15 protein-coding genes and 1 tRNA gene are annotated in these 21,238 nt (G+C 39.7%); 4 read left to right on the top strand and 12 right to left on the bottom strand.

What is annotated here, in order from left to right; genetic code table 11:
* Window positions 1–13 precede the first annotated feature (13 nt).
* From AACZ88_RS14715 to AACZ88_RS14705, 3 genes are all read right to left on the bottom strand, one after another.
* Window positions 14–1,504: a DUF389 domain-containing protein gene (locus tag AACZ88_RS14715; RefSeq protein ID WP_339711702.1), complete on the bottom strand. Its 1,491-nt coding sequence runs from the start codon at window positions 1,502–1,504 to the stop codon at window positions 14–16.
* A gap of 2 nt (window positions 1,505–1,506) precedes the next feature.
* Window positions 1,507–2,589, bottom strand: coding sequence for a mannose-1-phosphate guanylyltransferase (locus AACZ88_RS14710; protein ID WP_339711700.1), 1,083 nt, complete (start codon window positions 2,587–2,589; stop codon window positions 1,507–1,509).
* A gap of 80 nt (window positions 2,590–2,669) precedes the next feature.
* On the bottom strand, window positions 2,670–3,272 hold the full coding sequence (locus AACZ88_RS14705; RefSeq protein WP_339711698.1) for a SprT-like domain-containing protein: 603 nt from the start codon (window positions 3,270–3,272) through the stop codon (window positions 2,670–2,672).
* 144 nt (window positions 3,273–3,416) lie between these two features.
* Between AACZ88_RS14705 and AACZ88_RS14700 the strand changes: the two genes are divergently transcribed.
* Complete coding sequence (locus tag AACZ88_RS14700) at window positions 3,417–3,788, top strand: VOC family protein (protein WP_339711696.1); 372 nt, start codon at window positions 3,417–3,419, stop codon at window positions 3,786–3,788.
* Between the two features lie 190 nt (window positions 3,789–3,978).
* Window positions 3,979–5,016, top strand: a complete 1,038-nt coding sequence (locus AACZ88_RS14695) for an AI-2E family transporter (protein WP_339711694.1) — start codon at window positions 3,979–3,981, stop codon at window positions 5,014–5,016.
* Window positions 5,017–5,048: 32 nt separating this feature from the next.
* On the opposite strand, the gene AACZ88_RS14690 is transcribed toward AACZ88_RS14695, so the two are convergent.
* From AACZ88_RS14690 to porV, 6 genes are all read right to left on the bottom strand, one after another.
* Window positions 5,049–5,729: an SDR family oxidoreductase gene (locus AACZ88_RS14690; RefSeq protein WP_339711692.1), complete on the bottom strand. Its 681-nt coding sequence runs from the start codon at window positions 5,727–5,729 to the stop codon at window positions 5,049–5,051.
* Window position 5,730: 1 nt separating this feature from the next.
* The gene (locus tag AACZ88_RS14685; protein ID WP_339711691.1) at window positions 5,731–6,798 is read right to left on the bottom strand and encodes a M28 family peptidase; all 1,068 of its coding nucleotides are present in this window, start codon (window positions 6,796–6,798) and stop codon (window positions 5,731–5,733) included.
* Between the two features lie 226 nt (window positions 6,799–7,024).
* Window positions 7,025–8,683 (bottom strand): pyruvate dehydrogenase complex dihydrolipoamide acetyltransferase, encoded by a 1,659-nt coding sequence (locus AACZ88_RS14680; RefSeq protein ID WP_339711689.1) that lies wholly within the window; start codon window positions 8,681–8,683, stop codon window positions 7,025–7,027.
* 4 nt (window positions 8,684–8,687) lie between these two features.
* Entirely contained in the window at window positions 8,688–9,686 is a 999-nt protein-coding gene (gene pdhA, locus AACZ88_RS14675; protein WP_339711687.1) for a pyruvate dehydrogenase (acetyl-transferring) E1 component subunit alpha, read from the bottom strand.
* A 197-nt stretch (window positions 9,687–9,883) separates the two neighbouring features.
* Window positions 9,884–10,369 (bottom strand): cytidine deaminase, encoded by a 486-nt coding sequence (gene cdd / locus AACZ88_RS14670; RefSeq protein WP_339711685.1) that lies wholly within the window; start codon window positions 10,367–10,369, stop codon window positions 9,884–9,886.
* A 188-nt stretch (window positions 10,370–10,557) separates the two neighbouring features.
* A complete protein-coding gene (gene porV / locus AACZ88_RS14665) occupies window positions 10,558–11,706 on the bottom strand; it encodes a type IX secretion system outer membrane channel protein PorV (RefSeq protein ID WP_339711683.1) in 1,149 nt (382 codons plus the stop codon).
* Between the two features lie 439 nt (window positions 11,707–12,145).
* On the opposite strand from porV, the gene gldJ reads away from it, so the two are divergent.
* Entirely contained in the window at window positions 12,146–13,819 is a 1,674-nt protein-coding gene (gldJ, locus tag AACZ88_RS14660) for a gliding motility lipoprotein GldJ (RefSeq protein WP_339711681.1), read from the top strand.
* Between the two features lie 284 nt (window positions 13,820–14,103).
* Window positions 14,104–15,381, top strand: coding sequence for a UDP-N-acetylmuramoyl-tripeptide--D-alanyl-D-alanine ligase (murF, locus tag AACZ88_RS14655; protein ID WP_339711679.1), 1,278 nt, complete (start codon window positions 14,104–14,106; stop codon window positions 15,379–15,381).
* Here the strand turns inward: murF and AACZ88_RS14650 are convergent, their stop codons facing one another.
* The 3 genes from AACZ88_RS14650 to AACZ88_RS14640 form a co-directional block, all read right to left on the bottom strand.
* Window positions 15,382–17,094, bottom strand: coding sequence for an efflux RND transporter periplasmic adaptor subunit (locus tag AACZ88_RS14650; protein ID WP_339711677.1), 1,713 nt, complete (start codon window positions 17,092–17,094; stop codon window positions 15,382–15,384).
* A 2-nt stretch (window positions 17,095–17,096) separates the two neighbouring features.
* Complete coding sequence (locus AACZ88_RS14645) at window positions 17,097–20,792, bottom strand: efflux RND transporter permease subunit (RefSeq protein WP_339711676.1); 3,696 nt, start codon at window positions 20,790–20,792, stop codon at window positions 17,097–17,099.
* A 234-nt stretch (window positions 20,793–21,026) separates the two neighbouring features.
* Window positions 21,027–21,101 (bottom strand) — tRNA-Val (locus tag AACZ88_RS14640).
* Window positions 21,102–21,238 lie beyond the last annotated feature (137 nt).

The following is a 21,238-nucleotide window of genomic DNA, read 5'->3' as shown; positions in this document are numbered from 1 at the left end:
ATGGCCTTAACGGCTATTCAGTATCATCAACCGCAGCCACAGTCACTTCTTTCAGTTGAATTTCGTTATCTTTTAAGCGCAATTTCAACCATTCGGCCAGTTTACCAACATCTTTTTGCTTCTGATCCTGCGTCACCTCAGGTTTCCATTTCACTTCAAAAACAGGAATAGTATCCAGCGTATTAAAGTCAGTGGTAATGGTTTGGGAATAACTCAAAGTCAATAAATTTTCATAATTAGCCCTTGCTTCGGCACTTATTTCGACAAATGGAATCTGGTTCACCGTCAATTTTTTCAATCGCGTTAACTCCGATTCAAGCAATTTTATCCTATCATCTTTCCCCAACAATTCGCTTTTTTGCGATTCATATAATTCGTTCACATATTTGAATTGATCGACATCGGCACTGTTCGCTCCTTGAATTATTCTTAAACTGCAATCGGTCAATTTAGAAAATTCATTTTTTTGTGAATTCCACGTATCAATGATATTCTCTGGAATCGTTTCATTCCCCATAAATACCAACTCTATAGACGCATCTTCGCCATCGTTGTACTCAATATTCGAAAAGTCTATTAAAAACCTCCCTCCTTTAGAAAATTGATAGGGCATTATTTTCTCGGTAATGAAATCATTGGCCTGCTTTCTAAAAAGTGATTCCTGAAAAACGTTGTAAAAAGTGTACCCTGCCGGAATCATCACCAAAACGGCTACAATAGATGCGATTCTAGCCGTTCTCCTCCTTTTTTGCGAGTTGGCGTACCGCACCATAGGGAATCGTAAAAACTTAATGATCAAAAAAGTAGCCAGCGCAATAAAAATGGTATTTATAGTAAACAAATACATGGCACCCATAGCATATTCAAAATTGCCGATGGCGATTCCAAAACCAACGGTACACAAGGGCGGCATCAAAGCGGTTGCAATGGCCACACCAAAGATAACCGACGCAATAGTACCTCTTTTGGCACGGGCGATGACCAGTGCCAAACCACCAAAAAAGGCAATCAATACATCGCGAATATCAGGTGCCGTTCGCGCTAATAGTTCTGACGACTCGTCTTGCAAGGGAAAAACCGCAAAAAAAAGATAGGCCGTTAAAACACTTAAAATAACCATAACGGCAAAGTTCTTTAGCGAACGTCGCAGGGTATCGATATCATTTATTGCCAATGACATGCCTACACCCAAGATAGGCCCCATTAAAGGAGAAATCAACATGGCTCCGATTACTACCGCAGTTGAATTCGCATTTAATCCAATGGAGGCTATGAAAATCGAACAAATCAAAATCCACGACGTATGTCCCTTAAATGGAATATCGGCAATAATAGCCTCCTTGGTCGCTTCTTGATCCGTATTCGGACGAATATCCAAAAGATCATGAAGAAAGACTTTGGTACTCTCTAGAAGTCCCTTAAAATCTTTTTTTACCTCTTCCCTACTTTCAATAGGTTCTTCTTCCGGGGTAACGCCATTGTCTTGTTCTGACTTTTCACTCATACTTATGCATATTTATCACCAAAAGCATCTTTTACCTTCCCTAAAACCTGTTTGATATCTTGTTCTTTGGATTTTGGATAAATCAATAGAACTTCTTCTTTATCAACGATAATATAATCCTTTAAACCATCGACAACAACAATTTTATCTTTGGGAGAGCGAATCATATTGCCCGAAGCATCTTGGGAAACAACTTTACTATTCACAATGGCATTCTCATTTGAATCTTTATCCAACTTATCGTAAAGTGAACCCCAGGTACCCAAATCGTTCCAATCAAAGGTAGCGGGAAGCACGAAAATTGATTTCGAATTCTCTAAAATAGCATAGTCGATCGAAATGTTCTCGGCCTTAGGGTAATTCTCTCTGATAAATTCCCGTTCTTTATTTGTATTATAACATGACGTGCCCGATTCGAAGAGTTGATATTGTTTTGGTTGATAATTCTCAAAAGCGTTTACGATTGTTTTCACGCTCCACATAAAAATACCGGCATTCCACAAGAAATTTCCTTGCGCCAAAAACTCTTTTGCGGTTTCGTAATCTGGTTTCTCACGAAACTGATGTACCTTTTTAAGGTCTGAACTACCATCCTTTTCAAATTCAATATAACCGAATCCGGTATTCGGAAACGTGGGCTTTATCCCCAACGTACATAACACCTCTTCCTTTTCGCACTTCTCAAAACAGGCCGTGACATCTCTGGCAAAGGCATCTTCATCTTCTATCCAATGATCACTTGGCGCCACAATCATTACCGCATCGCTATTCATTTTTTGAATTTTGAGCGCTGCATATAAAATACAGGGGGCGGTATTTCGCATGGCCGGCTCCAAAACCACTTGTTCTTGCGTAACCAATGGCAGTTGTTCCAATACCAGGTCGTTATAACGTTCATTGGTCAATATCAAAATATTTTCCGTAGGAACGAATTTATTCAACCGTTTAAAGGTCTTCTGAATAAGCGTATCACCCGTACCCAACATATCGTGAAACTGTTTGGGATATGATGATGTGCTTATAGGCCAAAATCGCGAGCCAACTCCACCGGCCATTAATACTGCATAGTAGTTTTTATTCTTCATATCTTCTTTTTAATCAAAATTAATCAGTTATTCGGTATCTCAGGTATTATTTCTATTCAACCTTGCAGGATATTCACAAATCACCCCTTGATCAGTTCAACTTCTGCATTGGGCTGAAACAAATATAACCGCCCCGTAGTCACTTCAACACATTCGTACCGTTTTACCCGTTTGTTGCCTTTCTTGAATAGTTTTCCATTGTAAATACGAAAAATACTACCAATGGGTATCTGAAAAACGTAGGTTTTATCAGTATGTTGTACATCAAACTGTTGTAAAGCAATTGACAATCTCGCATCAGTACTACTACTTGCTTTTGGATTTTTAAAATGTTGTGCCAATAGTGGTAATAGTTGGGTCGGAAAAATTTCTGGGCGTATATAGGGAACCATCAAATGTTGAAAAGTATGTTTCCACTCTTTCCCATGTGGTTTTATTCTACGACCATATTTCTCGAAGGTCACCAAGTGGGCAATTTCGTGAATCAGGGTAATCAAGAATCGATATTTATTGAGCGTCGCATTAATTGTTATCTGATGTCCCCCGCCGGGCAACCTTCTATAATCGCCATGTCTTGTTACACGTTCGTTCACAATTTTTAAATGAACCCCTGTTTCCTCAATAAGTCCAAAACAAGGCTCAACGGCTCTTTCAGGTAAATATTTAATCAATATCTTATTCACTTGGGCAAAAATAAGTTTTTATTAAATGGAAAAAACAAACTGTCGGCATCCATAATTTTTTTTTAACTTGGAATAGTCAAAGGGGAGATTCAACCGGTTTGTAGAATTTACGGTCTTCAGACATCATTCATAAAAATAAGCATCATGAAATTAGGCGCATTTTCAATAAGTTTATCTGTAAAGAACATTAAAGTTTCAAAGTCATTCTATGAAAATCTCGGTTTTTCAGTTTTTGCAGGGGATTTAGAAAAAAACTACCTGATTATGAAAAACGGTAATGCCCTTATCGGATTATTTCAAGGCATGTTTGAAAATAATATAATAACATTTAACCCCGGATGGGATGAAAATGCAAATAAACTTAAAGACTTTGACGATGTTAGAGAAATTCAAAAGATGCTTAAAAGCAAAGGACTGAAATTAGATAACGAAGCAAAGGAAGACACTTCCGGACCGGCAAGTGCAGTAATCACCGACCCAGATGGAAATACGATTCTAATTGACCAGCATGTATAGTTTTCTATCCAATACTCCAATCAACATCAGATAGTTAGCGACTATTCTCACCTTAATTTATTCATCAAAAACCAAAATCGCATTTTTTTAGTTGTATTGACAAATCTTCCCACATTTCTTTGATTTGAGCTCAGCAGTGTACTTCTTTCATTTACCTTTGCAAGTCTTTATATCAATGTTATTACATTCAATGAACAATTTAAGAACCACCAATAGGTTATTACTAATAATAGTAATTCCACTCGTATTTTACTTATTGAAGATACTTTCTTTTATTCTTGTTCCTTTGGTATTCTCAATGTTTATCGCCCTGCTGTTTTTACCCCTAATGCGTTGGTTACGTAAAAAAAGGCTATCGCAAGGCTTGAGTATTTTTATTGTCATACTTATCATAATAGGAGCCCTAAAAATTGGAGGAGAACTGGTACAGCTTTCAAGTCGTGAAATACGGGCGACCGACGAGGTATTCTTGGAAAAAGCCGAAACAAAGCTTGAGACTCTACTTATCTCTTTGGAAACGGTATTTGGTATTCCATATGCGGAAGACGAACCTGTGTTAAACCATTTTATCGACAGGGATTATGTTATGCAGAATTTTGGTTCGACCTTAGGTTTTATTGGTAATTTTCTCACCATGATTTTAATGACCGCCTTTTTTGTTATTCTATGGTTGGCAGAATCAATTAATGTTCAGAAGTTATTAAATTCTACCATTCTAAAGCAAAAACATGCTTCGGTCAAAACATTTATGAAGATTGAAAAAGACCTTATCACTTTTATTAAGGTAAAATTTCTGGTAAGCTTGGGTACGGGCATCGGTATTGGCTTGGCCTGTTACTTTTTCGGCGTCAGTTTCCCCATCTTTTGGGGTCTTTTTGCCTTTGTAATCAATTTTGTACAAATGATTGGCTCTTTTATATCGGTCATCATGACGAGTATATTTGCCTTTGTAGAGTTAGACACAACAGGTCATCTGCTATTTTTTATTCTGATAATAACCGGGGTACAGATACTCTTTGGTAGTATTCTCGAGCCTATTTTAATGGGCAAATCATTTTCCATAAACATAATAACCGTTTTGGTTATGCTAATGTTATGGGGCTTTATTTGGGGAATACCAGGTTTAATCATGGCGATACCATTGACCGTTTTTCTTAAGATAATACTAGAGCAATTTCCACAGACACAGCTTATAGCACGCTTAATTTCTGGCAAAGGGGCTAAATAAAATTGTAGCTAAAAAGTAGTAAAAAGCTACCTTCAAGGCGTACTATTGCTTACCTGTAATAGTTTTCCGTTATACAATTTATGCCCAGTTAAAGCGAATTCTTTGATATAGGCTGCCATTTCGAGCGCTGTTGTTGGGGCTTGATAACCAGGAAAGGCTTCTTGCAACATTTCAGTCTGCACGGCACCCAAGGCCAGTACATTAAAAAATGGCCCAGTTTCCTTAAACTCCTCGGCCCAAAGCTCTGTCAATGTTATGGCAGCACCTTTGCTACTACTATAAGCGGAAAGCCCTGGGAATTTAACACTGCCTTGCACCCCACCCATCGAACTTATGGTGACAACATGACCATTCTTTGGCATCTTGGGAATAACGGTTTTCGTCATTTCGGCCACCCCAAAAACATTTACCTTATAAACCTCTTCGAACTCTTTTGAAGTAGTTTCTAAAAAAGGCTTGTTAACCAATCTTCCGGCATTATTAATCAAAATATCTACGGTTTTCCATTGATCACATAAAAACGTCCTTAGCTTATCCACATCATTGGCCTTGAAGAGATCAAATGAAAAGGAAACTATATTCTTATGCTTCAAAGCTGCAATAGGCGCATTGTTTCTAGAAAGTGCCAAAACCTGATGTCCTTCCTCAGCGAAAAGTTTTGCCAATTCAAAACCGATGCCCCTACTCGTACCCGTTATTATTACGTTTGCCATATTAACGATGCCAAATAATCTCTTTGATAGGTGAATTCGCAATGCCTTTTACCACTGGAATACTTTTGTTTATTATGGATGCCATGTGGTCAAAATTCATAAGGGCATTCTCATCACCTACTTTGTGATAATGATTAAAATTAGTAAAGTCGAAGGTACAAAAAGTTTGGGCCGGCACGTTAAATTCAGAAAAGAACGGATAGTTATCAGACCGTTGAAAAAGATTCATATCGGCTGCAGACGGAAGAAAACCCACCAACTTTTCTTTTGCATATCGGTTGCATATTTCAGCCAAATTAGAATTTCGATAACCGGTCACGTACATGTCGTAATTTCTCCCCGACAAGGGTACACCGACCATCTCAAAATTCAACATGGCATAAAGGTTTAAATTTTCCCCTTTTAACTTTTGCGCCAAGTGTTTTGACCCTATAAGCCCTTTTTCCTCGGCACTAAAGAGTGCAAAAATTATACTACGCCTGTTATCACGCATAGCCCCAAAATATCGTGCAAGCTCTAATACGGTCGTGGTTCCTGAAGCGTTATCGTTCGCTCCGTTGGCTATGCTATCACCATTCTCTTCGGTCAAAGTTCCGATATGATCATAATGTGCACCAATGATAATGAACTGCTTTTTAAGCAGTGGGTCTTTCCCTTCGACAAATCCAACGATATTAAAAGCGGGTTGATCAAAATTGACCAAGGTATCACGATAAGAAGAAAAATAAGGTGCTATACCATTTTCTTTAAAGCTCGTCTCGATAAAATCTGCAGCCTTAGCGATTCCTTCGCTACCGGTCTCACGCCCTTGCAATTCGTCGGATGCCAGGAAATTCATTATTTCCGCTACTTTTTCGTTATTGGAAAAGTGCTCTTGTGCGATGTTAAAACTTCGAATTGGAACGTCATTCGCATGAGTTAATTCACTCTTATCAGATTCAGTTCCAATACTTGTAGTCGTACTTGAACTTGCACGTGCAGTTTCGTTCAACACGACTTCTTGCTCAACCTTAGAACTACCACAACCAATTAAAAATCCCAACAACAATACTGTGAAATACGTTTTCATTTAAAAAATTTATGCCGATTTAACCAGGGGATGACACAACGTACGCTCTCCTATATGACTACATTTACTACCACCAATCGGGAAAGATACGGGTATGCAGCTAAAACAAAAAATGATTAGGCTTAAAGGCAGTATCTTATCGTTAAGATGACCAGGATAACCCTAAAAATAAAAAAACATCCGCCCACGACGGATGTTCAATTCATTATATCTTATCCAAGAAAACCTAGGCCAACATAGTAACCGGGTTTTCCAAAAAGGACCGAAGTGTCAAAAGGAACTGAGACCCAGTAGCGCCATCAACGGTTCTGTGATCGCAGGCCAATGTTACCGTCATGGTTTTACCTACGACGATTTCACCTTTTTTCACCACGGGTTTTTCAACAATTGCGCCCACCGACAAAATAGCCGAGTTTGGCTGATTGATAATCGAAGTAAACTCTCTTATCCCGAACATTCCTAAATTGGAAACCGTAAAGGTACTTCCATCCATTTCTGCCGGTGTCAATTTTTTATTTCGGGCCCTACCCGCCATATCTTTAACCGCCGATCCTATTTGTGTGAGACTCATTTGATCGGAGAACTTCAATACCGGAACAACCAGACCATCATCGACTGCAACAGCGACACCCATATGCACGTGATGGTTATAACGCATTGAATCACCTTTCCACGTGGTGTTCACTTGCGGATGCTTTTTCAAGGCCATAGCACATGCTTTGACCACCATATCATTAAATGATACCTTAGTATCCGGTAGATCGTTAATTTGTAGTCGTGATGCCCATGCATTATCCATATCAACCTCAATAGTCAAATAATAATGGGGCGCGGTGAATTTAGATTCGCTCAATCGCTTCGCAATCGTCTTACGCATCTGCGAATTTTTCACATCTTCGTAACCTTCTTCGCCAACAGGCAGATTTACCGGCGACGTAGCAACCTTACTATCTGAAGCCGCTTTTACGGTAGAGCTTTCCGCTTTGGCAGGCTGTTGTGCGGGTTTAAAGTTTTCTATGTCTCTTTTGGTTATCCTTCCATTATCACCGGTACCTTGAACATTGCTTAAATCGATACCCTTATCCTCGGCCATTTTTTTAGCCAATGGGGAGACAAAAATGCGCTGTCCGTCATTTACTGATTTTGTATCCGAATCAGATGTAGACTTTTCTATTTTTTCGTCGGAAGCCGCTGAAGTTTTTTCTTGGGAAGGAGCCTTTTTAGGGGCAGCCTTTCCCGCATTCAATACCGCATCAACATCAGTCTCTTTCGGACCAATGATCGCCAACACTTCATCAACCGGTGCAGACTCACCTTCTTGAATACCTACGTACAATAAAGTACCGGAATAAAAGGATTCAAATTCCATGGTAGCTTTATCAGTTTCAATCTCCGCCAAAATGTCTCCTTCCTCTACTTCATCCCCCACTTTCTTCAGCCAAGTGGCCACGGTGCCCTCTTCCATGGTATCACTTAACCGAGGCATCTTAACAACCTCAACACCTTCAGGGATTTCTGTAGCCGGAGCCTGAGCATCATTAGCCTCAACTTCCGCAGTCTCTTCGTGTTCGGCATTTTCTTCTGAGCTTTCAGAACCGTCATCCGAGGGTTCACTCGATCCATTGAGCAAACTTGAAATATCTTCGCCTTCTTCACCGATAATAGCCAAAAGTGAATCAACAGGTGCACCATCACCTTCTTCGATACCAATATGTAACAAAGTACCCTCATGAAAAGATTCGAATTCCATGGTTGCCTTGTCAGTCTCGATTTCAGCTAAAATATCTCCTTCTTCAATCTTATCTCCAACTTTCTTAAGCCATTTTGCAACGGTACCCTCTTCCATGGTATCGCTCAATCTGGGCATGTTTATTACTTCTGCCATCTACCTATTGTTTATGTTGTACAAATGGATAATCTTCCTGCTCATAGACCATATCATATAATTGATTTACCGGAGGATAATCAGACTCTTCTGCGAATTTCTCGCATTCGGAAACCTTAGCCTTGACCTGTTTGTCAATTTCCTTGATTTCCTCCTCGGTCGCATAATTATTTTCTTTTATCACCGTAAGCACTTGTGATATGGGGTCTATTTTTTTGTACTCTTCGACTTCCTCCTTCGTTCGATAATGCTGTGCGTCTGACATCGAATGACCTCGATAGCGATAAGTTTTCATCTCTAAGAAAGTTGGCCCACCACCACTTCTCGCTCTTTCGATAGCTTTGCTCATTTCTTGGGCTACCGTTACGGGATCCATACCATCAACGGGGCCACAGGGCATTTCATAACCTAGACCTAATTTCCAAATTTCAGTAGAATGTGAAGTTCTGGCCACCGAAGTTCCCATGGCATATCCATTATTCTCGCAAATGAACACCACCGGTAACTGCCAAAGCATTGCTAGGTTTAGGGCTTCATGAAAAGAACCTTGTCTTACCGCTCCATCGCCCATATAGCACAAGGTTACTGCATTTCGTTTGAAGTACTTGTCTGCAAAAGCAATACCAGCACCCAAAGGTATTTGTCCACCGACAATACCGTGCCCACCATAAAACCGGTGTTCCTTTGAAAAAATATGCATCGAACCACCCATTCCTTGAGATGTTCCGGTTACTTTTCCATAAAGTTCTGCCATCACTCTTTTAGGATCAACACCCATTCCTATGGGCTGAACGTGGTTCCGATACGCAGTAATCATTTTATCCTTGGTAAGGTCCATGGCATGCAGAGCACCCGCCAAAACAGCTTCTTGCCCATTATATAAATGGAGAAATCCGCGTACTTTTTGCTGAATATAAACTGCAGCAAGCTTATCTTCAAACTTCCTCCAAAACAACATGTCTTCATACCACTTCAGGTAGGTCTCTTTGGTTATTTTTTCCATTAATCGGTGTTTAATTTAGAATTTCTACGTTTCGCATCAACTTTAACAGCATCAAGATAACGAAAATCAGGAAACAAAAATACACATATAAATGAATCGATAAAACAATAAAGTCAAAAGCTTGATGGAAAAACAAATACAGAGCAAGTCCTTCATCCAAGTAAAAAAACAAATAATTGGGTGATTCTTATAACAGTTCATTCTAAAAATGAACTATCAAAGGCAAGTGGAAGGATGTCTGCCAATGAATTACAGACAATTACTTCACCAGTTTCTCCCATCAAAAATAGTTTAATGGCACTTCTTTGTTTCACCTCGTATTCGGAAATAGCCTGACGGCAGTTACCGCAAGGAGCTGCGGGCTTATCGACCAGATAATTCTTCGATGTGGCGGAAATAGCGATGGAACTAATCGAAATTCCCGGATATTTAGCACCTGCCTGAAAAACTGCAACGCGTTCTGCACATAAACCGGATGGGTACGAGGCGTTCTCCTGATTGTTGCCAATGACTACTTCCCCATTTTCCAGCAGTACTGCCGCCCCTACTTCGAAGTTTGAGTATGGCGCATAGGCATTTTTTCTTGCTTCTACAGCTTTTCGCATCAGTTCTTGATGGGCCGAAGGCAAATCTTCGATAGTCTCGAATATGCTTAATTCAATAGTTATTTTTTGTTTTCTCATTTAGCAAAAGTTAATGCCCGCTTATCATATAAACCATATATACTTTTGTCGAGCATATTCCACATTTCAAAAAAAATATGCCAGCCTATAAAAGTACTGCATTTCCTTAGGAACACCAATGCTTAAATTCTATAACAAAAAAAAGCCTGCTGTAGCAGGCTTCAAAAGTAGTATCGTGATAAATTTACTCAATCATTATAAAACTCATCCCCTAAATTAAAAGTAAGTGAAAACCGTAAAGTGTTTTCCACGGGGTTGCGCACTTTTGAGGCCGAAAACAAATAGGCCAAATCAACTTGGGCAGACTTGAACTTAAATCCGGCACCCAAGGTAAAAAACTTTCGATAGCCTTTTTCCTCGCTCTCGTTGAAATACCCCGTTCTCAGCATAAAGGCATCTTGATAGACATATTCAGCACCCAGGGCCCATGTAAATTCTTTAAGTTCTTCCCCAAAACCATCAGGGGCATCACCAAAAGATTTAAAGACTCCACTAAAAAAACCGATATCCTGATATTCATCATTATCTGCACTATCGAGTTGTCCGTCACCATTAAAATCTTGAGGGGTTGGCACTAATAGTTTATTGAATTCCGAGGTAAGCCCAAGAACATTATCTTGATCCAGTATAAAATCAAAGCCTACACCAAACTTTAAATTGGTAGGTATGAAATTTTCCTGCCCATTTTCATCATACGCAATCTTCCCCCCTAAATTGGAAAGATTGAATCCTGCTCTCCAACGACCATCAAAACTGTTATAAGCAATCTCCCTTGATCTATAATACCCTGAAACGTCTACTGCCAAAGTACTGGCTGCTTTCGAATCAATAGATCCCTCTTGGGGTAATTTCAGATTCGACCTGATATACCTGGCCCCTACACCCATTGAAAATGTAGGACTCAATTTTAATGAATAAGATCCATCAAAGGACAATTCATTAGGCTTTACTATAGTTCCCCCATCATCAAGCGTTTGTCTTAACTCTATTTCTCCCAAAGTAAAATAGCGTAAACTAAGGGCAAAAGCACTCTGGTCATTAATTTTATTATAATAGTTCGCACTTAATAGCCCGATGTCAGCAATAACACTTTCCAAATAGGGTGTATAACTCACTCCGATGCCCATTTTTCGCTCGGCAAAAGCAAACTTTGCGGAATTCCATTGCTGCGAAAAAGCATCAACCGATGTAGCAACTCCCATATCGGCCATCCCGGCAGATCTAGCGTCGGCAGCAATGGTCAAAAAGGGAACTGCTGTAGTTATTACCCTTTGTTCTTCTTGGGCAGCAAGTTTGAATACTGTGGTCAAAAGTAAAAATACTGCTAATTTCTTCATTTTTTAGTGTCAAAGTTTTGGTTCCCTATTACAAAGTTCTTTGATTTTGAACTACTCATGTAAACGAGCATTTACCGATTATCTTATATAAAGAATACATTATTTTTCGAATCTGTACTGAACGTAATACAAATTGGGTCAAAAATATCGATTATACGGTTCAAAATTACTTTTTTATTCCTTAACGGTCATATTTGATCGTTGATGTGGAAAAGAAAACCGATTGTTCATACTATATTGCGTTTTGATCCGTTATGAAGATTAGAAACGCCGTTGTGATTTTCAATGGATGTTCAAACCGATTTAAGATTTTTTTTTCGGAATAAAATATTATGTGAAAATCACCGTTTTATATGCCGAAACCGATGCTAAAATTAATCAAAATACAAATTCAAGACTACCTTGTCGTAGTTTATTTATTTGAATTCAAGACCTTATTATGAAAAAACAGTTTATAAAAATTGTACTTTCTTGTGCAGTAGTAGCGGGAGGTTTTTCAGTTACAAGCTGCAAAAAATCATCCTCATCTTCCAAAAACGTATCCAGGGCTACCGGATGGAAAATAAATGCCAAGGAAGGTGGTTTCCAGTACAACACCGATTTCAAAGAGCAAGAAACGGCTCCAGGTCTAGTATTTGTTGAAGGAGGCACATTTACCAAAGGTCAGGTTCAAGACGATGTAATGCACGACTGGAACAACACCCCGACTTCGCAACACGTTCAGTCTTTTTACATGGACGAGACCGAGGTCACCAATGTGATGTATTTAGAGTATCTTGATTATTTGAAGAGTGTTTACCCTCCCGAGAATCCGAAATACACGAACATTTATACCGGAGCACTTCCCGATACTTTAGTATGGAGAAACCGCTTGGGCTTCAATGAAACAATGACCAACAATTATTTACGACATCCAGCATATGCAGAATACCCTGTTGTGGGTGTTAACTGGGTTCAAGCTACACAATTTGCAGAATGGAGAACGGATCGCGTGAACGAAGTAATGTTGGAAAGGGAAGGTTATCTTTCCGAAGATGCCAAATACCAAGCTGCAACAGGGGAAGTTCAAGGAACATTCAGTACCGAAGCCTACCTTAACCGACCAGAATCAGTTTACAACGGACAAATCGATTCGCTTCAAGGTAAAATGCAAAAAGATAGCACCAATACCTATGCAAAAAGAAGCAGTGGTGTAATTATGCCCGAGTATCGCTTGCCGACAGAAACCGAATGGGAATATGCAGCACAAGCCAATCAAGGTAGCCGAGAATACAACAATTATAGAGGAAGAAAGAAATATCCGTGGGATGGCGAGTATACCAGAAACGGACAACGTGTCGGTCGCGGTGATCAATTGGCCAACTTTAAACAAGGAAAAGGAGACTACGGCGGAATCGCCGGATGGTCTGATGATGGAGCCGATATCACTGCTCAAGTAATGTCTTACAAGCCGAATGATTTAGGATTGTATGATATGGCAGGTAACGTTTCTGAGTGGGTAGCCGATGTTTACAGACCCATAGTAGATGATGAAGTAAGTGACTTCAACTACTATAGAGGAAATATTTATATGAAATCTGCTATCGGTAAAGACGGAAAGGTAAACATACTCAGAGATTCTATTGTCTACGACACCTTACCAAACGGAAAAATAGTGGCCGTCAATCTACCTGGAGAGATCAAAATGGTTCCGGTTGACGAACAAGAAACTTATTTAAGAACCAATTTCTCATCAAGTGACAATAGAGGTTACCGAGATGGAGACCCAGGTTCATCACGTTTCTTTGATCGATTTAGCGATGAAGACGAAGAACAAGACGATTCTAAAAAGATGTATAACTCTCCAAAACATAAGGTTGAACGGGATTCTGATGGAAATCTTAGTCGTCAGTATGACACATCCAATAATAGAACCACATTGATCAATGATGAAGTTCGAGTTTACAAAGGTGGCTCTTGGAGAGATCGAGCCTATTGGTTAGATCCGGCACAAAGGAGATATTTACCACAATATATGGCCACAGATGACATCGGATTCAGATGTGCCATGTCAAGAGTAGGCTCTAAGTCTAAAACAAAAAACAAGACCCCTAGAGGTAAAAAAGCGAAATAATTTTCTATAACCTTAAAAAGAAGACCTTGGTAAAACAAGGTCTTTTTTTGTTTCTATTTCACTTGGTCGCCAGCAAAGCTATTTTATAATTCCTATTAAAATTACTAAAAGACAAATCATTAGCCCAAGAACACTTCCATAGAACAACTTTTAAACACCACATTGTATTTAATAATCCTAAAAGTATTCAAAAAACAACTATTTTTATTCTTTAAACAAACAGTGACCTATTGGTCGCCATCAAACTTAAAATGTTTATTTTTTTCCTTCTACGACTCCTATAGATGACCATACCAGAATTACACTCGCTCTTTTTAAAATCTCCACATATTTCTACCGACACTAGAACGATTGGTGCCAATTGTATTTTCTTCGCTTTAAAAGGAGATAATTTTAATGGAAATAAATATGGCGCCCAAGCTCTTGATAAAGGAGCCGCATATGTTGTACTTGACGAGAAAGAATATGCCACCTCAAACAGGTTTATAGTTGTAGAAGATGTACTGCAAACACTTCAAGAACTGGCTAGTTACCATAGAAATTATTGTGATGCCAAAATAATCGCTTTGACCGGCAGCAATGGCAAAACCACCACAAAAGAATTAATCAACGTGGTACTCTCAAAAAAGTATAATACCACGGCCACAAAGGGTAATTTAAATAATCATATTGGTGTACCGTTAACTTTGCTAACCCTAACGAAAGATACCCAAATAGCCATTATTGAAATGGGTGCCAATCACTTGAAGGAAATTGCTTTTCTCTGTAATATAGCACAACCCGATTTCGGATATATCACCAATTTCGGCAAAGCCCATCTTGAAGGGTTTGGAAGTCGCGAAGGAGTAATTAAAGCAAAAAGTGAGCTCTATGACTATTTAATCAGAAATGACAAATCTATTTTTATGAACGCCGATGACTCTGTTCAAATGGACAAATTAAGCGGATATGTCAAAAAATATGGGTTTAGTACCGAGAACCAAACGTTTCATAAAATTGAGTTTTTGGGGGCCGATCCTTTTGTAAAACTTAAAACCGAAGGTAGTATCATAACTTCCCAATTAGTAGGACGCTATAATTTTACAAATAGCGCGGCAGCAGTATTGATCGGAAAATATTTCAATGTGCCATTATCCGATATTAAATCCGCCATTGGTTCTTATACACCAGAAAACAATCGATCTCAAATAATTGAAAAGAACGGCCACAAAATTATTCTAGATGCCTACAATGCAAATCCTACAAGCATGGAAGCGGCATTGAAGAATTTCGATACGATGGGATATAATCCTAAAATTGCATTTTTAGGCGATATGTTCGAACTCGGCGCATCAGCAGCCCAAGAGCATCAATATATTGCCGACTTGGTCGCTAAAATGAATATCGACAAGGTATTTTTTATAGGAAAAAATTTCTTCGAAGTAAAAACAGCACATCAAAAATTTGATTCTTTTGATTCGCTATCTTCTTATTTTGAAAGTGAGTCACTTCCGCAAGAAAGTCATATTCTCATCAAAGGATCACGAGGAATGGCCCTTGAGCGGCTTTTGAACCTTATCTAATTATTGGATGGTTTTTGTGACACTTCCGCAGGTCAACATCATATCCCCGAAATAAGGGTTTCTCACGTGATCTTGAAAACTTAGCCAACTACCTCCTTTATTGTCGTCTGCCATAGGACAAAACTGAACGTATATTGGCTGATCAAGACCGTTGAAGTTAGAGGCAATCGCCACCATATCCTCCGATAGCGGCTTAAAGCGTTGGCGCTGTAGTTTGACTTCGGTAGTCTCTGAAATATGCCGAGCATTCTTCTTGATTTTTTCGAGTGGTATTTGTACTGTTTCCTCCAGCATCGTTTCATCTATTTCATTCAATTGCAACAATAATACTTTGGCTTTTTCGACAGACTTATTGGCATCAGTTGCCACCAAAGCGTCTTTCAAAGCAATATAGGCATGTATGGCCTTGGTAAATTTATTTTTAAAGTCACCTTTAAAATGCATAACATCTGAATGGCCATCCATCATAACCTCTTCTGAATCCATCGTCATTTTACTACTCATCATTGATTTTTTACCTTGCAACTGGGCGGCCGCATCTACCGTAAATGTTCCATTAGTCACAACCTCATCCCCATTTGACAATCCGCTCAAAATAACATAAGAATTACCCATGGAGCTCCCCAAGGTAACCTCGGCCATTTCAAAAATGGGGAGGTCTGGATTAGGTTTGGTATACACCAATGATCGCTTTCCCGTCCACAAAACAGCAGATTTAGGCACTGTCAAGACCTGTTCACCCCCAGTTACCTCTACTTGCCCTTGAACAAACATTCCGGGCTTCAGCACTTGATTTTTATTGTTCAAAGTAACCCTAACCGAAACCGTTCTTAACTCATCATTCAAAACAGGTTCTATAAAAGAAATTTTTGCCTGCAACTCATCACCAAAGGCGTTGGATACTATTGTGATATCCTGACCCTGCTTTAGTGCCGAAAGCTGGTTTTCGTAGACGTCAAAAACGGCCCATACCGTATAGAGATTAGACACCTTATATAAAGGATCACCTACTTTATACCATTTACCTTCAGTCGCAAAAACTTCGGTAACCGTTCCTGAAACATCAGCATAAATAGGAAATTTCATCATTGGTTTTTTGGTGCGAAGCACCTCATCAATCTGTTCATCTGTCATTTTCCAAAGCCCTAGTGTATTACGGGCGGCATCATATAATTTCTGATGAGAATCTTTATATGATGCTGAAGTCAGTAGCTTGTCTTGCGCCAGGTAAAGATCGGGCGAATAGATATACCCCAATTGTTGCCCCTTCTTCACGTATTGGCCGACATAGTTGACGTTTAATTTCTCGATACGACCATCAAAAACCGTAGTTTGAATGCCGTTGGTCTTTTCATTGGCGGTAATTTTCCCCGAAAGTGTGAGCTTGTTGTTCTGTGATTCACCCATTCCCACAGTGATTGTTTCAATATTGGAAAGTGCCAAAGCCTTCTCCGACATTTTGAACTGGTTCGTCATCAGGGCCGACCCTGACCCAGTTTCGGAGGAAATCAAATCCATACCACAAAGGGGACAATCCCCTTTTTCAGGGAGCATAATTTGAGGGTGCATCGAGCAAGTCCACATTGCTCTATTTTCATCAGTAACCTCATGCGTATATTGCTCAGCTTTACTGCCGGAATTGCCAAAAATAAAATATCCCAACACTAGGCCAATTGCCAAAACCGCTAAATATGTACCATATTTTTTTATCATGGTCATTTAATTTTATGCTTACCCTCAGATGCTAAGGTCCATTCTTTGCGCCAGCTAAAGAGAACCGGCACAATAAACAATGAAATAAGTGCTACCAACATACCACCGAAACCGGGAATAGCCATAGGAATCATAATATCGCTTCCCCTACCGGTTGCTGTTAAGATCGGCAATAGGGCTAAAATGGTCGTTGTTGTTGTCATTAAACAAGGGCGAATACGTTTTTTTCCTGCTTCCAATACAGCTGCACGTATCGCCTTTTCATTCGTTGGTGCATTTTTTTCGAAAGTCTGTTTTAAATATGTCGCCATAACCACACCATCGTCTGTAGCTATGCCAAAAAGCGCTATAAAACCGACCCAGACGGCAACACTTAAATTTACGGTGCCCATATTGAAAAGTTCCCTAAAGTTCATTCCGGCAACACCAAAATTCATAAACCAAGATTGTCCGTACAACCAGAGTAGAATAAAACCTCCGGCAAAAGCTACAGCTACACCTGTAAAAACCATTAACGAAATGGATACTGACCGAAACTGTAGGTACAGTATCAAAAATATAGCTAATAAAACCAAAGGTACTACAAAAGACAGTGTTTGTTCAGCGTGTAATTGATTCTCATAGGTACCTGCGAATTGATAGCTAACACCCTGAGGAACTCTAATTCGATTACCATCAATGCTCTTTTGAATTTTCGCTTTGGCGGCTTCCACAACATCGACTTCTGCAAAGTCGCTTTGCTTGTCGAAGACCACATAGCCCACCAAGAAACTGTCTTCACTTTTAATAACCTGTGGCCCCTGCTCATAGCGAAAGGAAACCAATGCGGAAAGTGGAACCGATGTTCCATTCGACAGGGGCAGGTAAATATTTTCCAAATCTTCGGGAGTCCCCCGAAGTTCCCTCGGATAGCGCACTCGAATGCCGTAACGCTCCCTTCCTTCAATGGTTTGGGAAAGCACTTTGCCGCCAACAGCTACCTCTATTATTTCTTGTACCTCGGTTATAGAAACTCCGTGTCTGGCAATTTTGTTGCGATCGATATCGATAAGAAGATAAGGCTTCCCCACTATTCGATCAGCAAACACAGTTTCTTTCTTTATTCCAGGAACTTCTTTTAAAATGGATTCGAGTTGCAACCCGAACGCTTCAATTTCCTTTAAGTCTTGCCCTTTTACTTTTATTCCCATAGGAGCTCGCATTCCAGTCTGCAACATGACCAAGCGGGTTTCTATGGGCTGTAATTTAGGGGCAGAGGTTACCCCAGGTAGTTTAGTTACAGCTACTATGGCATCCCAAATATCTGCTTTGTTCTTAATTTCGGGTCTCCAATTTCTATAAAACTCCCCACCCCGTTCTTCAATCAAATCTTCAACATCATATCCGCTTCCGGAAGCAACAAATGCACCACTTTTAGTTTCAAAGAGTCCGTCAGCATTTGTTCGAAACGCAATGGGATTTCCATTTTCATCCAGAATAAATTCTGGTTTATAAAAGATAATATTTTCGTACATGAATAAAGGAGCTGGATCCAAAGAAGATTCTGCCCGACCCGCTTTTCCTACAACAGTTTGTATTTCAGGAAGCTGATCGACTGCCATGTCCAACTGCTTTAAAACCCGTTTGTTCTCACTTATTCCTGCATGGGGCATAGAGGTGGGCATCAAAAGATATGCCCCTTCGTCTAAGGAGGGCATAAACTCTTTTCCCGTATTTGTCATTATCAAGAACCCCAACAACAATAATACAGCAGGAATACTCAGAAACCATAACTTAAACTCCAAGGCCCAAATCAGAATATATTCATAATACTTTTTAAATAATAATATGCCACCAATTACAATTGCACATAGCACGGAGACAAACAACAAGTTCACCACGATATTGTTACCGTAGCCCAATGGACGCCAATAGTATCCTAATAAAATTACGATGACCAATACACTCCAAATCAGTCGGAATAGCTGAACTTGACCTTCCGTAATTTTTTGAAGTTTTCCCAGCAGGCCAATTACTCCAAAAACGATCAGTATACCACTTAAATAGTTGCCGAAAAAAATACCTCCTGCTCCTAAAACAATTATAAAAATATTGAAACCAATGGCCAATCGATTGTTCGAGCGTTTTTCACGAAACAACTGTGCGGCAATTGGAGGAATCAAAAACAGTGCAATAATCATTGAAGCTGTCAACGCAGCCGTTTTTGTAAATGCCAAAGGCGTAAACAATTTACCTTCGGCCCCAGTGAGCGTAAAAACAGGAATAAAACTAATGATAGTGGTCAATCCTGCCGTAAGAATAGCCCCCGAAACTTCAGTGGTCGCCTTATAAACAACTTGATCTACAGTTTCGGTATGCTTCCTTAAATCGAGGTGCCTGACAATATTTTCGGATAAAATAATACCCATATCGACCATAGTGCCTATAGCAATGGCTATACCCGATAGTGCAACAATGTTTGCATCTATCCCGCCTATCTTCATGGCTATAAAAACCATTAAAACAGCAATGGGCATCAAGCTTGAAATTAAGATAGAAACACGAAGGTTAAATAACAAAACGATGACCACCAAAATCGTAATCAACACTTCGAATGTCAGCGCATCGGCAAGGGTATTCAAAGTTTGTTCAATCAGTATTGTTCGGTCATAGAAAGGTACAATTGTCAATTGCGAGGTTCTACCATCTTTCAACACCTTTGATGGCAACCCCGGTGCAAGTTCCCTTATTCTTTGCTTGACCTTATCAATAGTTTGCATAGGGTTGGCCCCAAATCGGGATACTACCACCCCACCGACCACCTCGGCCCCACCTTTATCAAGAATACCCCTTCTTTCGGCAGGCCCCATGGTAACACGGGCAACATCCTTAATACGAATAGGCGTAAAATTCGTGGTTCGAACCTGTGCGTTTTCAAGATCTTCTATACTCTTGACATAACCCAATCCACGAACAAAATATTCCGCTTGATTAATCTCTAAGGTCTTCGCCCCTGCATCTTTATTATTCTCCTTAACAGCCTTAATGACTTCTGAAAGTGTTACGGCATATTGCCGCATCAGTTCTGGGTCTACATCTATCTGATATTCTTGAACATACCCCCCTATCGAAGCTACTTCCGAGACCCCACTTGCGGAAGCGAGTGCATTTTTTATGTAAAAATCTTGAACACTACGAATTTCGTGAAGATCCCAACCACCGGTCACTTTCCCGCTTTCGTCCCTACCCTCTATGGTGTACCAAAAAATTTGGCCCAAAGCCGTTGCATCCGAACCTAGTGTCGGCTTGACCCCATCGGGCAGTACGTTTGATGGCAATGCATTTATTTTTTCTAAAATTCGGCTTCGAGCCCAATAGAAATCGACACCTTCCTCAAAAATCACATAGATACTTGAAAAACCGAACATTGAAGAACTTCGAACCGTTTTGACACCGGGAACGCCCAACAGGTTGGAAGTTAACGGATAGGTAATCTGATCTTCAATATCTTGAGGAGATTGTCCGTCCCATCGCGTATAGACGATTTGTTGGTTTTCCCCTATATCAGGAATGGCATCAACGGTCACCGAATCCTTGGGTAAAAAGTCGAAACCAAAATTAAACGGTGAATGTACCGTACCCCAAATCAAAAACAATCCCAGCAAAATGAAAGCTACGAGTTTGTTTTCAATTAAAAATTTAATGCCTTTATTGAGCATGTTCAAAGATTATACGAATTACTGAAAAACAAATCAGAAACCACCGCATTTATCAACGTTCAAAAGTAACAAATGATTGTGGGCCTTGTAGGTGCAATTGCAATGAAAAAGCCAAAAAATAGATGGATTTCATGTTTTATCCGTTCATCTACTGGAGCTAAAGATAAAAAAGGAATATAAACCGCGACTTTACAACCTGAAAATTGAGGGATACTAAATATGAAGTAGAAAATGTGGGATATACTGGATTCGAACCAGTGACCTCTGCCCTGTCAAGGCAGCGCTCTAAACCAACTGAGCTAATATCCCTAAAACTGGGCGCAAATGTAAAACTATTTTTTGGTCTCCAAAAATTTAAATAGTCTCGAAGATGAAAACCAAGCAAAAAACGGCCTCAGAGACGATTAACAAATTCTAAAAAAATTAGCTTACTTATCACTAAAGCC

The organism is uncultured Kriegella sp. (assembly GCF_963975415.1).
In the GTDB taxonomy this organism is placed as follows: domain Bacteria; phylum Bacteroidota; class Bacteroidia; order Flavobacteriales; family Flavobacteriaceae; genus Kriegella.
The sequence above is the reverse complement of the archived record's forward strand: the minus strand, read 5'-3'. Positions and strand labels throughout refer to the sequence as shown.